Here is a 13010-nt window from a genome sequence, read left to right as displayed (position 1 = left end):
AGTCTCATTGATCATAAATCAATGAGACTTTTACTATACACTTTCTTCTAAGTATGGTTCGATTATATTATATAGACTTTCGTAATTCACATCGTGATTGAGTCGCTTAACGATTTCACCTGTTCTAGAAACGACGAACATCGTAAAGTTTCGTTTCACATCGTTTTTAAACATTTTAAATTTACCTTCAGTTAAGTAACTAAAAATCGGATGTTTCGTATCACCTTTTACATCTACTTTTTCCATTAACGGTAAATCGATGGCAAATGCTTGATGTAACGCATGGTCGAGTTCAGTAGAGCGAAGTGTTTCTTTTTCATCGAGTTGATCTGTAGGAAATAGAAGAACTTCTAATCTTTGATCTTTTAAGTTGCTGTAGAGTTTCTCTAGCATCGTTAAATCATTAAAACGGTCGATATTACTCGCCATCGCAACAATTAGTACAACATGATCTTTATAATCGGACATTTTTATTAAGTTTTTATGGATATCTCTTGTTTTTAAATCGTAAAACTCACGTACCATTTAATTATCACCCTTATCTATTCGCCTTACTTATATTCACTTAAAACACTGACGTTAAACACAAAACAGATAATATTTTTTAAAATTTGGAGGTGACACAAGTTGGAGCAACAATTTTCAGGCATCATTATCGCCGTCAATACAAAAGAGACTGAAGACATTGAAAGTGAAGTATCTGAATTAAAGGTTTTAGCTGAATCTATCGGCATTAATATATTAAATACGCACATTCAAAATCGCCAAGAAGTCGACACACGTTACTATGTCGGAAGTGGCTTTTTAGAAGAAGTTAAAGCGATGTATGACACACTTGATTACGTCATCGTAAACGATGAAATTAAAGCATCACAAAATAGAAATATTGAAAGTATACTCGATACGTCTGTTCTCGATCGAACACAAGTCATTTTAGACATATTTAGTTTACGTGCAAATACGAAAGCAGGACAGCTACAAGTCGAGCTCGCTCAGCTTGAGTATTTACTCCCGAGACTTCGAGGACAAGGTATTAACTTATCTCGTCTTGGTGGGGGAATCGGAACGAGAGGTCCTGGGGAAACGAAATTAGAAACCGACCGACGACATATTAATAGACGTATTAAAGAGATTAAAAAAGAACTAAAGACGATTGAAAATACGAGACAAAATTACCGCGATCAAAGAAATCGTAGTAGTGTCACTAAATTTAGTTTGATAGGATATACGAACGCCGGGAAATCTGCGATGTTTAACGCACTTACTGAAGCGGACACGAAAGAAATTAACCAATTATTCGCAACACTCGATCCGAAGACGAGAAAGTTAGAATTTCAAAATGGTTTTAATGCGATTTTGACAGATACGGTTGGGTTTATTCAAAAATTACCGACGACGCTCGTTGAAAGTTTTAAATCTACGCTAGAAGAAGCACGAGACAGTGACTTTTTAATTCACGTCATCGATAACAACTCAAAATATATCGACGCCCATTTTAATACGGTGATCGCTCTATTAAAAGAGCTCGATATGTCACACATTCCGGTCATTGTACTATTCAATAAAAGTGACTTAAATCCGAATTTAAACTTATTGACAGAGGAAATGTATTTTATCGTCAATAAATTTATGCAAAAACGTACGCTGTTAAACTGTTTAGAAGACGGAATCAAAAAGCATTATGAAGCGTATAATAGAAATATTGAACCGAGTAAAATCAACGAATTGTATGATTTAAAACAAAGAACGTACGTGACGAAAGAAGCGTTTGACGAGTCTTTAGAAGTATACAAAATTGAAGGATACACAAAAGATATAAGTATCGTTCAAGAGATTTTAAAGGAGAAACAATGACACACGCATTAGAGATTATTAAGCAATCAGAAATAGCAATAGAACCACTTGTAAAACAGAATAAACAAATTGCATACGACAACTTTAAAAAAGTGATGCAATCATTTAACGATCACTCCGTCATGGAAAGTGACTTTACTGGAACTACCGGTTACGGGTATGACGACACGGGTCGTGACAAATTAGAAGATATTTATAGAGATATTTTTAAAGCGGAAGATGCGCTCGTACGCGCGCAAATTATTTCAGGTACACATGCGATTTCTCTCAGCCTTTTATCGTTATTAGAACGTGGTGACGAGTTATTATACATTACGGGTTGGCCGTACGACACGTTAGAAAAAGTAATCGGAGATAGTGAGGAAGACGTCGGAAGTATGAAAGCACTCGGCATTGATTTTAATTACGTCGATTTAATTGACGATAAAGCGTTCGATATCGATGCGATTTTAAATAACATTAAAGACAATACGAAAGTAATCGGTATTCAGCGTTCACGTGGATACTCGACGAGAAAATCGTTAACGATCGAACAAATTGAAGCGGTTATAAAAAGGATTAAAGAACGTCATCCAAATATTATCGTATTTGTCGATAACTGTTATGGTGAATTTGTAGAACGTAGAGAACCGATTGAAGTCGGTGCGGATATCGCTGCTGGAAGTTTAATAAAAAACCCAGGTGGTGGACTTGCTAAAATGGGTGGATACGTCGTTGGTCGTAAAGATTTAATTGAACGTGTTAGTTACAGGTTAACAGTCCCAGGTATCGGTAAAGAAATGGGTGCGTCACTAGAAGTATTACTCGATATGTACCAAGGATTATTTATGGCGCCACACGCTGTAATCGAAAGTTTAAATGGAGCGCTACTCACGAGTCACGTGTTAACGAAATTAGGGTATCGTACAGATCCACTATTCGATGAAACACGTACTGACTTAATACAAAGCATTCAGTTTAACACTGAAGAAGAAATGATTTCATTTATACAAATGGTACAAAGCGCGAGTCCTGTAAACTCTAAATTTTTACCGATTCCAGATTTAATACCAGGCTATCAACATCCAGTCATTATGGCAGCAGGAACATTTATACAAGGTGCATCTTTAGAATTATCTGCAGATGGGCCAGTGAGGGAACCATATATCGCATTTATGCAAGGTGGCTTAGTATACGAGCACGTTAAATACGCGTTAGAAAAAGTTCTTACTCACTGGAGTGAGAAAGGGATTATATAGAAACGCTTAAGGGTATATCGAATTGTGAAGGGAGAATAGTACTATGTTAGTTAAATTATTAGAACCTCTAAACATACCGGACGAAATGGTGGAAAAACTCGCAGCACCGATTAAAGAAAAAGGTCACGATTTTGTGTATTACAACGAGAAAACGACGGATAAAGATGAATTAATCGAGCGTAGTAAAGACGCTGACGTTATTATGATTGCGAACAATCCATATCCAAAAGAAGCAATCGAACAAAATGAGAACTTAAAATACATTAACGTTGCATTTACAGGTGTCGATCACGTGGAATTAGATGACGCAAATACGAAAGAAAAAGTTCTTTTAAGTAACGCTGCAGGTTATGCTAATACAGCTGTTGCTGAACTCGCGGTCGGTTTAACGTTAGACGTATTCAGAAAAATCACTGAAGGAGACAGTGATACGAGAAAAGCTGAAAACTTCCCTGGTGCTTTCCAAGGTCGAGAAATTAAAGGAAAAACAGTTGGTTTTATCGGAACAGGTAAAATCGGTTTAGAAACTGCAAAGCTATTTAAAGCGTTTGGAGCGAACTTAATCGCGTATAACGGCTCGAGTGAAAAACCTGAAGCATTAGAACTCGGTATGGAGTATATGGACTTAGATGACATGTTAAAACAGTCAGACATCATTACTTTACACGTACCAGCAACGAAAGATACGCATCATTTACTCGGTAAAGAAGAATTTGAAAAGATGAAAGAAAGTGCCGTTTTAATTAACTGTGCGCGTGGACCAGTCGTTGATAACGATGCTTTAGCAGATGCGTTAAATAACGATGTAATCGCTGGAGCAGGAATCGACGTATATGATATGGAACCTCCAATTCCAGGGGACTACAAATTATTAAATGCAAAAAACACAGTATTAACACCACACGTCGGATTCTTAACAGATGAAGCGATGGAGTTAAGAGCAAAAATCGCATTTGAAAACACGATTAAGTTTTTAGAAGGAAATCCTCAAAACTTAATGAACTAAATGATTTAATTAGGGGCATGATATATGGATATTCGTTCAACGTTTATAAAGTTAGATGAAAAATTTTCTCGTTTTGGTGGTTTAGAACCACGTGGGATTACACGATTATTATATACAGATGAGTGGAATGCTGCCGTCAATGCCCTCATTAAAGAGTTTGAAAATCACGGATTAGAGGTCGTTCAAGACTCTATCGGTAACGTTTCAGGTAAACTCGTTGGAGTAAACAGCGATGAGACGATCTTAACGGGATCTCATATCGACACTGTCGTTGAAGGTGGTCATCTCGACGGGCAATACGGAATTCTCGCAGGACTTACAGCGATTCTTTACTTAAAAGAAAAGTACGGACAACCTAAGAAAAATATTGAAGTGCTCGCACTCGCTGAAGAAGAAGGTAGCCGTTTCCCAATTGCATTTTGGGGCAGTAAAAACTTCTTTAACATCCAAGATAACGAAATTGTAAAAGGACTCACAGACTCTGAAGGCGTTAATTTTGTCGATGCGATGAGACAATCAGGTTTTGACTTTAGAACAGACGACTCAGTACGAAACGACATTAAAGCGTGGATAGAAATTCATATTGAGCAAGGTCAAGTGCTAGAAAAAGAACAAAAACAAATCGGTGTCGTTACAGGTATTGTTGGTTTTAAACGATATTACATAAACTTAAAAGATGAAGCAAACCATGCTGGAACAACACCGATGGGTTATAGAAAAGATGTAGTTGTTTCATTTAGCGAAATCGTACAAAGACTAAATCAGAAAGCTAAAGAGATTGGAGATCCACTTGTCATTACGTTTGGTAAAGTAAACCTCGTTCCAAATGTCACGAACGTTGTCCCAGGTGAAATTGAATTTAGTGTAGACACGCGTCATATAGACGAAAAGGAATTAAATCACTTTAGTAAAATTGTCGAAGATACGATTCAAGAAGTTGCTACAAAAAATGGATTAGAAGCGACGATTACACTTCATTTAGATGAACAACCGACATTGATGAATGAAGAAATTATAAAAACAATCGAAGATTCTGCAAAAGAAGTAACATCAGGGAACTATAAGTTTATGGTTTCAGGCGCAGGTCATGACACACAAATATTTTCACAGTTTGTACCATCAGGTATGTTGTTCGTACCATCTATCGGTGGATTATCTCATAACGTCGAAGAAGACACAGATATTGAAGATTTAGTTAAAGGGATTGAAGTTTTAGCAAAAGCGTTGTATAAATTAGCGTATTAAAAAGATATGAAATCACTAAAATTACTTATTTATTCATAAAGAAAGTTTTGATAAAATAAAAATGCTGTATAAATTAAATCTTACGTCAAATGTGAGTGACCATATGGCATCAATTAAATATTTAATCAGGAGTGGTATGAATGAGTCAAAAAGTAGTTTTAGCATTAGGTGGTAACGCAATTTTACAACCAAAACAAGAGCCAACTTACGAGAACCAGTACGAAAACGTGTATAGCGCAGCGACGAGTATGGTTGACCTCATCAAAGCAGGACACGAAATTATCGTTACTCATGGTAACGGACCTCAAGTTGGTCTTATTATTGCTCAAAATGAAGCGGCTAAAGCTGACATTAAACCGATGCCAGTATTTGTAAGTAGTGCTGAATCACAAGGCATGATTGGATTCATGCTTGAGCAAGCACTAAAAAACAAGCTGAAAGAAGCAAATATCGACAAAAACGTCGTATCATTACTCACGATGACTGAAGTTGACAAAGACGACGAAGCGTTTCAAAATCCGACTAAACCAATCGGCGTATTCTTCACTGAAGAAGAAGCAAAACGTATGGAAGAAGAACTCGGATACGACATGAAAGAAGACGCAGGACGTGGATATCGACGCGTCGTGCCATCTCCAGAACCAAAACTTATTCACGGTGTCGAAGAAATTAAAACACTTTCTGAACAATCGATCGTTATTTCTTCAGGCGGTGGGGGTATTCCGGTTTGGCGTGACGAAGACGGTGTCATTCACGGAGTGGACGCTGTAATCGATAAGGACCGTTCAGCACTTAAACTTGCACTACAAAGTGATGCAGATAAGTTAATGATTTTAACAGATGTACCGAACGCTCTTATTAACTACGGTACAGAAAACGAAACAAAATTAGAACGCGTCACTGTCGAAGAAATGGAACGATATATTGAAGAAGGTCACTTCGCGTCAGGTTCAATGCTTCCTAAAGTAGAGGCAGCAATTGGTTTTGCAAAATCAGGTGAAGGAAAAGAATCGATTATTTGTTCATTATCTGATGCGGTTAAAGCATTAGCAGGTGAAGCGGGTACTCATATTACGTTATAATATAATTACACAGCCAATTATTGGCTGTGTTTTTCTAGTTTAAGGAGGATACTATTGAGTGGAAAATTATATGATTTAAAAGAGCATTGGATGCTAATTATTTCATTGATGTTCGTTGCATCGATTTTACGTGCACCAATTACAGCTGTTGGTCCTGTAGTCGATCAAATTAAAGCCTCATTACATATTTCGAATACAGTCGCAGGACTTCTCACGACGATACCACTCTTAATATTTGGTATTGCGTCACCATTTATACCGAGACTCGTACGAAAATATTCTATTAACTTGATTATATTTTATTCTTTAATTTTTATATTATGTGGTCTCGTCATTCGAAACTTATCGAGTGTCGAGTGGTTTATATTAGGTACAATTATTATCGGATTAGGTATAGCAGTTGGAAACGTGACGATTCCGAGTTATGTGAAGCTAAAATTCCCGCTTCATATTGGTCTTATCACTGGCTTATACGGTGCTGTGGATGAACGGTATGGCGGGTGTTGGAGGTGGTTTATCTGTTCCACTATCAGAGGTGAGTCGATATGACTATAAATTATCATTATCGATTTGGCTTATTTTAGCTCTATTAGCGATTGTTTTTTGGATTAAACAATTAAAAGCACCGACTTATCATACTAAAGGAGTCGATGAGAATACACCTACACTCACTGTGAAAGACATAACAAAATCGAGAATAGCGTGGGGTCTCGCACTTAGCTTCGGTTTACAATCTATGATTTTTTATAGCGTCGTCGCTTGGGTTCCGACAATTTTAGTTGCACAAGGGTTGACATTTAAAACTGCGGGATACTACTTTATGTTCGCACAGTTTATTCAAGTCCCGATTGCGTTTATTTTCCCTCAATTTGTTGAAAGTGTAAAAAACAAACGAATACCAGTCATTATTATATTTATATGCTTCATTACAGGTTTTAGTTTAATGTTCGTTCAACAAAATATCGTATTACTAATTGCGATGCTTCTTATTGGTAGTAGTGCAGGTTCGGCTTTTTCAACATGTATGGTTCTATTTTCTTTAAAGGCGAATACATATGACGGGAGCATGATGTTGTCCGGATTCTCTCAGTCAGTCGGTTACATTATCGCAGCGAGCGGGCCACTCTTAATGGGTATGATTCAAGATCAGATTCAAAACGAAATCGTTAATATTTATATTTTCATTCTGTTAAGTATAATGGTATTTATAACGTTAATGATTGCCACTGAAGATAAAACAATCGAAGATACGATTTTTAAAAAGAGGTAGAAACTATGTATAGCTACACATATTTAAATAACAGTGAAATATTTTATGAAACACATGAGTCATTAAATTATGATTTTAAAGAGAAACTATTTAACGTACCGTTAGGTCGTAAATTTCACTTTAAAAATGCATCGGATTTATTTAATAATCAAGAGACACCATTTTCTCAAAGTTATTTTGGTCATCAGTTTGGTAACCCAGTTATTTTAGGAGACGGCAGACAAATAATAATAGGCGAAACATTATTAGACAATTCATCTGTAGACATAGCTGTAAAGGGAAGTGGACCAACGAGATATTCTCGTGGTGGAGACGGATTATTACCAATTGACGCTGCGATTAAAGAATACATTTATTCAGAGTTTTTATATAACATTCATATACCGACTACGAGAAGTTTAGCGTTATTAGAAACGACTGAAATAGCTGAAAGAGAAATCGATAAAACAGCAGCATTACTGATCCGAGTTGCGAATTCTCATTTACGTGTTGGGACTATTCAATTTGGAAAGGTAGCCGGAGAACTGTATTTAAAAGAAATCGTCGATTACTCAATTAACAGGCACTATCCATATTTTAATGAACTAGAAGATAACGTAAAATATAAAATGTTTTTTGAAATGGTCGTAAGAAAACAAGCAGAACTCGTCGCACATTGGCAAAGTGTAGGGTTTGTTCATGGGGTTATGAATACAGATAACGTAACGATTGACGGCTCAACAATCGACTTTGGACCGTGTGCTTTCCTTGAAACGTATCATCAAGATGCAGTATTTAGTCAAATAGATCAAGAAGGTAGATATCGTTATCACAACCAACCAAAAATCATGCACTGGAATTTAAGCAAGCTCGGTGAAGCAATGATTCCGTTATTTAGTGACGATGAAAAAGAAGCGGTTGAAATTGCACAATCGGTACTCGATCAGTTCCCTAAATTTTATAACCGCAAATGGTTTACGTTAATGGGTGAAAAAATCGGTATAGAAGATATTGACTATAACGATGAAAACGACCGAAAAATGATTATTGAATTTTTAAAGGAAATCGAACACAGACAACTCGACTATACAAATACGTTTAGACAACTCGCTTTAGGAACACTTGAATTTACACCAAATTATCGTGACCACGTCGTAGATTATGACTTAATGAAACGAAAAAATCCATCGTTTGTGCCGAGACATCATACGGTAGAGCAAGCGATAGAAGATGCAATAAATGGGGATTACAATAAAGTACATGAAATGCTAAAGGCAAGTACAAAACCATATAATGACAACGTTCCAGAGTACTTAAAAGAGTCGAGAGGCAACGACTTTTATACGACGTGTGGAACGTGAGAGGATATAGAACTACTGAGCTAAAGTAGTTCTTTTCTTATTCTCAAAATATTTTACATATGTTATAACATATATTATAATTGTTGTAGGAGGTAAATCTAATGAGTTCATCAAAAGATGTTATTAAAAAGATTGAGCACGAGGGTTGGTATCTTGTTAAAATCGTTGGAAGTCATTACCATTTTAAACATGATACAAATCCAGGAAAAGTAACTGTGCCTCATCCAAAAAAAGATTTACCTCGAGGTACAGAGCGTTCAATTTTAAAGCAAGCAGGGCTTTTATAGACTGCTTGCAAATAAATTAGGAGGACTTACTATGAAATATCATTATTATGCAATTCTTGAAAAAGAAGATGAAAACTATAACGTAAGGTTTCCAGATTTACCAGGTGCTCTTACATTTGGTGAGGATATTGAGGATGCTATTTATATGGCAAAAGATGCATTAGAGGGGCACCTGTTAGTAATGGAGGATGACGGGGATTATATTCCAAATGCGACTGATTTTTCTGAACTAAAACCTTTATTAAATGACAATGAACAACTACAACTAATTGTTGCAGATACTCATCTTTTACGTATAAAAGAAGAAAACAAAACAGTGAATAAAATGGTGACATTACCAAATTATCTAGTGGAATTAGGTAAAGAAAAAGGCATTAATTTTAGTCAAACATTACAACGTGCACTAAAAGAAGAACTTGGTGTTAAGTAAGTTTTTCAGTATAAACAAACACTCCTAAACTGGTCGTCCAATTTAGGAGTGTTATTTTATTTTTCACTATTTGTATTGTCGTAATACGGTGAGCGTTGAACTTTCTTTCTCACCCATAGTACAAAGTAGCCGATTGCGATAATTATTCCTAAATATCCATATAATGGATAGAATATGTTAATTAATGTAACAAAACCGATACGTGTTAAGAAGAATGATACGATCATTAGTACGACAAGTAAAATGACGTATTGTTTACTTCTAAAACTTGTGAATCGAACGAGTACCGCATACATTAATGCAACGACTGTATTGTAGATAAGTACGATAATGACGATCGAGTATATAGATCCAAAAATTGGATGTACTGCGTTTGCGACAACTAATGATGGTACGTCTTTAGTTACTGCACTATCCATGTTCAGTAATAAACTTCCGTTTACTAGTAGAAGTAAAATTAAAACAAAGAATCCACCGAGTAACGAACCTCTTTTTACTACTTCATATAATCTCGTGTCAGAACCCATAATCGTAATAAAACTAAATCCAACTCCGAACATTAATCCGGCATATACGATCGCATCAATCCACCAGTTGTTCCAAGGTGGTACTGTAGAGTCCGCATAAGTTGCACCTTCAGAAAGTGTCATATCTGCTGTTGAAAATGCGTAAATCGACATAATTGTTACCATAATTAAAAGAATTGGCGTCGCAATACCAAGTAAGTTAATAATTTTATCGAAATCTAACATTAACGTAATTGAGACGAGTACAATTAATACAATCGTACCGACCCATGTTGGCATTCCAAAACTTTCATTTAAGTTACTACCGCCACCAGCTAGCATTATAAAGCTCGTGACGAACATAAAGAATATGAGCGAATAGTCAAGTATACGTCCGAACACGTTACCGAATAATTTATTGAGCGGTAATTCGTGTGATTCTACGTCATATAAGTATCCGACTTTCGCAATTTGTCTAAAAATAAACGTCATAATTAAAACAGAAAAAATAATAGATATGAAACTCGCCATTCCATTATTTGTAAAAAATTGCATAATTTCTTGGCCAGTTGCAAATCCGGCACCGATTACGATACCACAATATGCAAAGGCAAACTTTAAAAGTTCCTTTATATTCAAAAAACCATCTCCTATACATGATTATTATATAATACGGTTGAATTATGTAAAGATTATATTAACTGTTATTGTTTTGTTGAGGGCGTTTAATTACACGAAAAAACCTATCCAAATAATTGGATAGGTAATGATAATTATTCTTCACTATTTGTATTGTCGTAATACGGAGAACGTTGTATTTTCTTTCTAACCCATAATACGAAGAATCCGAATCCGATAATGATACCGAGATAACCATATAATGGATAGAATATATTAATGAGTTCAACGAATCCGATGCGAGTAAATAAGAACGCAACGACCATTAAAACACTAAGTAGTACGACATATTTTTTACTTTTAGCTTCAGTGAATCTAACGAGTACTGCATACATAAGTGCCACTACCGTATTGTAAATAAGTACGATAATCACGATAGAGTAGATAGATCCAAATAGTGGATGCACTGCGTTTGCTACGACGAGTGCTGGAATATCTCTCGTGACTGCAATATCCATATTTAATAGTAATCCACCATTTAATAAAAGCATTAAAATCAGAACGAATAGTCCACCGAGTAATGAACCTCTTTTAACGACTTCGTATAGTCTCGTATCTGATCCCATAATCGTAATAAAACTATATCCAACGCCATACATCAGTCCAGCGTATACTGTTGCATCAATCCACCAAACATTCCAAGGTGGTACTGTAGAGTCCGCATATTTCGCACCTTCTATTAATGAAAGGTCTGCATTGATAAATGCGAAAATTGTCATAAAGATAACCATAATTAAAAGAATTGGTGTTGCGATACCGAGTAAGTGTATGATTTTATCAAAATCTAACATCAGTGTAATAGACACTAATATAATCATAACGATCGATCCAACCCATACTGGCATACCGAAACTTTCGTTTAAGTTACTACCACCACCAGCAATCATGACAAAACATGTTACATACATAAAGAATATAAGTGCGTAATCTAAAAATGTTCCAAAATATTTACCGAATAATTTTATGAGTGGTAACTCATGTGACTCAACGTCATATAAATAACCAACTTTTGCTGATTGTCTAAATGCAAAAGTAACCATTAAAACAGCGAGCGTAATTGCTGCGAAACTCATTATTCCGTTATTAGTAAAGAACTGCATGATTTCTTGACCAGTCGCAAATCCAGCACCGATGACGATACCACAATATGCGAACGCGAATTTTAAGAGTTCTTTAATATTCAATGTATCATCTCCCTTTTATACATACATTTTTCGATTATACAGAACGTAGATTATATGTAAAGTAGGATATTACACTATACGTTAAATAAAACAACCATAATTTACATAGTGTAATATTTCTCTGAAATTAGAAAAATGATAGCGCATTAATGTCAAATAAAAAAGATAAACATTGAAAACAATGTTTATTTCAATTGGTAGATAATATGATGAAAGATCCGTCTAAAGTAAGAGAATATTTACTTTTTTGAAAGTGAGGTTGCTGCAATTATCTATGCTTCACTCATTGGACTAACATAAAACTCAAAATATGTTTCAATGCAAGGGATTAACACTCCAAGTATAATCTATCAACAGATTTTAGAAGTCGGTCAAAACACAGTTAAGATACCAAATGTAGTGTATGCAGTAGATAATGATGAAGCAGGATTAAAATTTAATCAAGATAAAATTGAAAATAATTTAGTTCACCGTGAACACGGAGAAATGCGGATATTTTTTGCTGTGCCACCTAAAAGAGTAAATGTAAAAGATTGGAATGATGAGTTAGTAAGAAGAAATGTACATGCTTATCAAGAACATGAGAAAAATATTCCATTAAGTAAGAAACAGTATTTACAAAATTACAGACATTTAGAGAGTAGTAGAGGTATGGAAATGGAGTAATCAGTAAATATTGATAACAAAATTATTTTATATTATAATATATGTACATCTTCTTTTTTCTAATTCTTTTATAGAATTAGAGATGATATTTATTTACAATTATAAAGATCGGTGCATAACGCATCGATCTTTTTTTTATATTCAAACACTACATATTGTTTTCTTTTGTGAAATAAAAAGTAAACAGTATTACCAACACCATAAAAAAGCCCTCACTATTGCGA

13 protein-coding genes and 1 pseudogene are annotated in these 13010 nt (G+C 35.2%); 11 read left to right on the top strand and 3 right to left on the bottom strand.

What is annotated here, in order from left to right; all coding sequences use genetic code 11:
* Positions 1 to 33 precede the first annotated feature (33 nt).
* Positions 34 to 525: a thioredoxin domain-containing protein gene (locus HMPREF2767_RS08540; protein ID WP_070623992.1), complete on the bottom strand. Its 492-nt coding sequence runs from the start codon at positions 523 to 525 to the stop codon at positions 34 to 36.
* Positions 526 to 627: 102 nt separating this feature from the next.
* Here HMPREF2767_RS08540 and hflX point away from each other — a divergent pair, with 102 nt between their 5' ends.
* From hflX to HMPREF2767_RS08495, 10 genes are all read left to right on the top strand, one after another.
* Positions 628 to 1854, top strand: coding sequence for a GTPase HflX (hflX, locus tag HMPREF2767_RS08535; RefSeq protein ID WP_070623988.1), 1227 nt, complete (start codon positions 628 to 630; stop codon positions 1852 to 1854).
* The gene (locus HMPREF2767_RS08530; protein ID WP_070623985.1) at positions 1851 to 3092 is read left to right on the top strand and encodes a methionine gamma-lyase family protein; all 1242 of its coding nucleotides are present in this window, start codon (positions 1851 to 1853) and stop codon (positions 3090 to 3092) included. Before hflX ends, HMPREF2767_RS08530 begins: the two co-directional genes overlap by 4 nt.
* A gap of 43 nt (positions 3093 to 3135) precedes the next feature.
* Positions 3136 to 4098, top strand: a complete 963-nt coding sequence (locus HMPREF2767_RS08525; protein WP_070623982.1) for a 2-hydroxyacid dehydrogenase — start codon at positions 3136 to 3138, stop codon at positions 4096 to 4098.
* Between the two features lie 24 nt (positions 4099 to 4122).
* Positions 4123 to 5343, top strand: a complete 1221-nt coding sequence (gene allC / locus HMPREF2767_RS08520; RefSeq protein WP_070623979.1) for an allantoate deiminase — start codon at positions 4123 to 4125, stop codon at positions 5341 to 5343.
* Positions 5344 to 5483: 140 nt separating this feature from the next.
* Positions 5484 to 6425, top strand: coding sequence for a carbamate kinase (arcC, locus tag HMPREF2767_RS08515; RefSeq protein ID WP_068128083.1), 942 nt, complete (start codon positions 5484 to 5486; stop codon positions 6423 to 6425).
* Positions 6426 to 6479: 54 nt separating this feature from the next.
* Positions 6480 to 6974 carry an MFS transporter gene (locus HMPREF2767_RS08645; protein WP_083302109.1) on the top strand — a complete coding sequence of 165 codons (495 nt, stop codon included), beginning with the start codon at positions 6480 to 6482 and terminating at the stop codon, positions 6972 to 6974.
* Positions 6919 to 7695 (top strand): MFS transporter, encoded by a 777-nt coding sequence (locus tag HMPREF2767_RS08510; protein ID WP_168162137.1) that lies wholly within the window; start codon positions 6919 to 6921, stop codon positions 7693 to 7695. Before HMPREF2767_RS08645 ends, HMPREF2767_RS08510 begins: the two co-directional genes overlap by 56 nt.
* Before the next feature lie 5 nt (positions 7696 to 7700).
* Entirely contained in the window at positions 7701 to 9035 is a 1335-nt protein-coding gene (locus tag HMPREF2767_RS08505; RefSeq protein ID WP_070623976.1) for a protein adenylyltransferase SelO family protein, read from the top strand.
* 101 nt (positions 9036 to 9136) lie between these two features.
* Entirely contained in the window at positions 9137 to 9322 is a 186-nt protein-coding gene (locus HMPREF2767_RS08500; protein WP_070457805.1) for a type II toxin-antitoxin system HicA family toxin, read from the top strand.
* 31 nt (positions 9323 to 9353) lie between these two features.
* Positions 9354 to 9752 (top strand): type II toxin-antitoxin system HicB family antitoxin, encoded by a 399-nt coding sequence (locus HMPREF2767_RS08495; protein WP_070457806.1) that lies wholly within the window; start codon positions 9354 to 9356, stop codon positions 9750 to 9752.
* A 56-nt stretch (positions 9753 to 9808) separates the two neighbouring features.
* On the opposite strand, the gene HMPREF2767_RS08490 is transcribed toward HMPREF2767_RS08495, so the two are convergent.
* Complete coding sequence (locus tag HMPREF2767_RS08490) at positions 9809 to 10897, bottom strand: YkvI family membrane protein (RefSeq protein WP_070623973.1); 1089 nt, start codon at positions 10895 to 10897, stop codon at positions 9809 to 9811.
* A 134-nt stretch (positions 10898 to 11031) separates the two neighbouring features.
* On the bottom strand, positions 11032 to 12120 hold the full coding sequence (locus HMPREF2767_RS08485) for a YkvI family membrane protein (RefSeq protein WP_070623970.1): 1089 nt from the start codon (positions 12118 to 12120) through the stop codon (positions 11032 to 11034).
* Between the two features lie 315 nt (positions 12121 to 12435).
* Between HMPREF2767_RS08485 and HMPREF2767_RS08480 the strand changes: the two are divergent.
* Positions 12436 to 12786, top strand: a pseudogene (locus HMPREF2767_RS08480) (hypothetical protein); the annotation flags it as partial.
* Positions 12787 to 13010: the final 224 nt, after the last annotated feature.

This window comes from Nosocomiicoccus sp. HMSC067E10 (assembly GCF_001810835.1).
GTDB lineage: Bacteria > Bacillota > Bacilli > Staphylococcales > Salinicoccaceae > Nosocomiicoccus > Nosocomiicoccus ampullae_A.
The sequence above is the reverse complement of the archived record's forward strand: the minus strand, read 5'-3'. Positions and strand labels throughout refer to the sequence as shown.

What these genes read in the sequence shown, in the direction of transcription:
- HMPREF2767_RS08505 (WP_070623976.1), top strand. Translation starts at nt 7,701, where the DNA reads ATGTATAGCTACACATATTTAAATAACAGTGAAATATTTTATGAAACA.
- allC (WP_070623979.1), top strand. Translation starts at nt 4,123, where the DNA reads ATGGATATTCGTTCAACGTTTATAAAGTTAGATGAAAAATTTTCTCGT.
- HMPREF2767_RS08500 (WP_070457805.1), top strand. Translation starts at nt 9,137, where the DNA reads ATGAGTTCATCAAAAGATGTTATTAAAAAGATTGAGCACGAGGGTTGG.
- HMPREF2767_RS08510 (WP_168162137.1), top strand. Translation starts at nt 6,919, where the DNA reads ATGGCGGGTGTTGGAGGTGGTTTATCTGTTCCACTATCAGAGGTGAGT.
- HMPREF2767_RS08540 (WP_070623992.1), bottom strand. Translation starts at nt 525, where the DNA reads ATGGTACGTGAGTTTTACGATTTAAAAACAAGAGATATCCATAAAAAC.
- HMPREF2767_RS08530 (WP_070623985.1), top strand. Translation starts at nt 1,851, where the DNA reads ATGACACACGCATTAGAGATTATTAAGCAATCAGAAATAGCAATAGAA.
- HMPREF2767_RS08525 (WP_070623982.1), top strand. Translation starts at nt 3,136, where the DNA reads ATGTTAGTTAAATTATTAGAACCTCTAAACATACCGGACGAAATGGTG.
- HMPREF2767_RS08495 (WP_070457806.1), top strand. Translation starts at nt 9,354, where the DNA reads ATGAAATATCATTATTATGCAATTCTTGAAAAAGAAGATGAAAACTAT.
- arcC (WP_068128083.1), top strand. Translation starts at nt 5,484, where the DNA reads ATGAGTCAAAAAGTAGTTTTAGCATTAGGTGGTAACGCAATTTTACAA.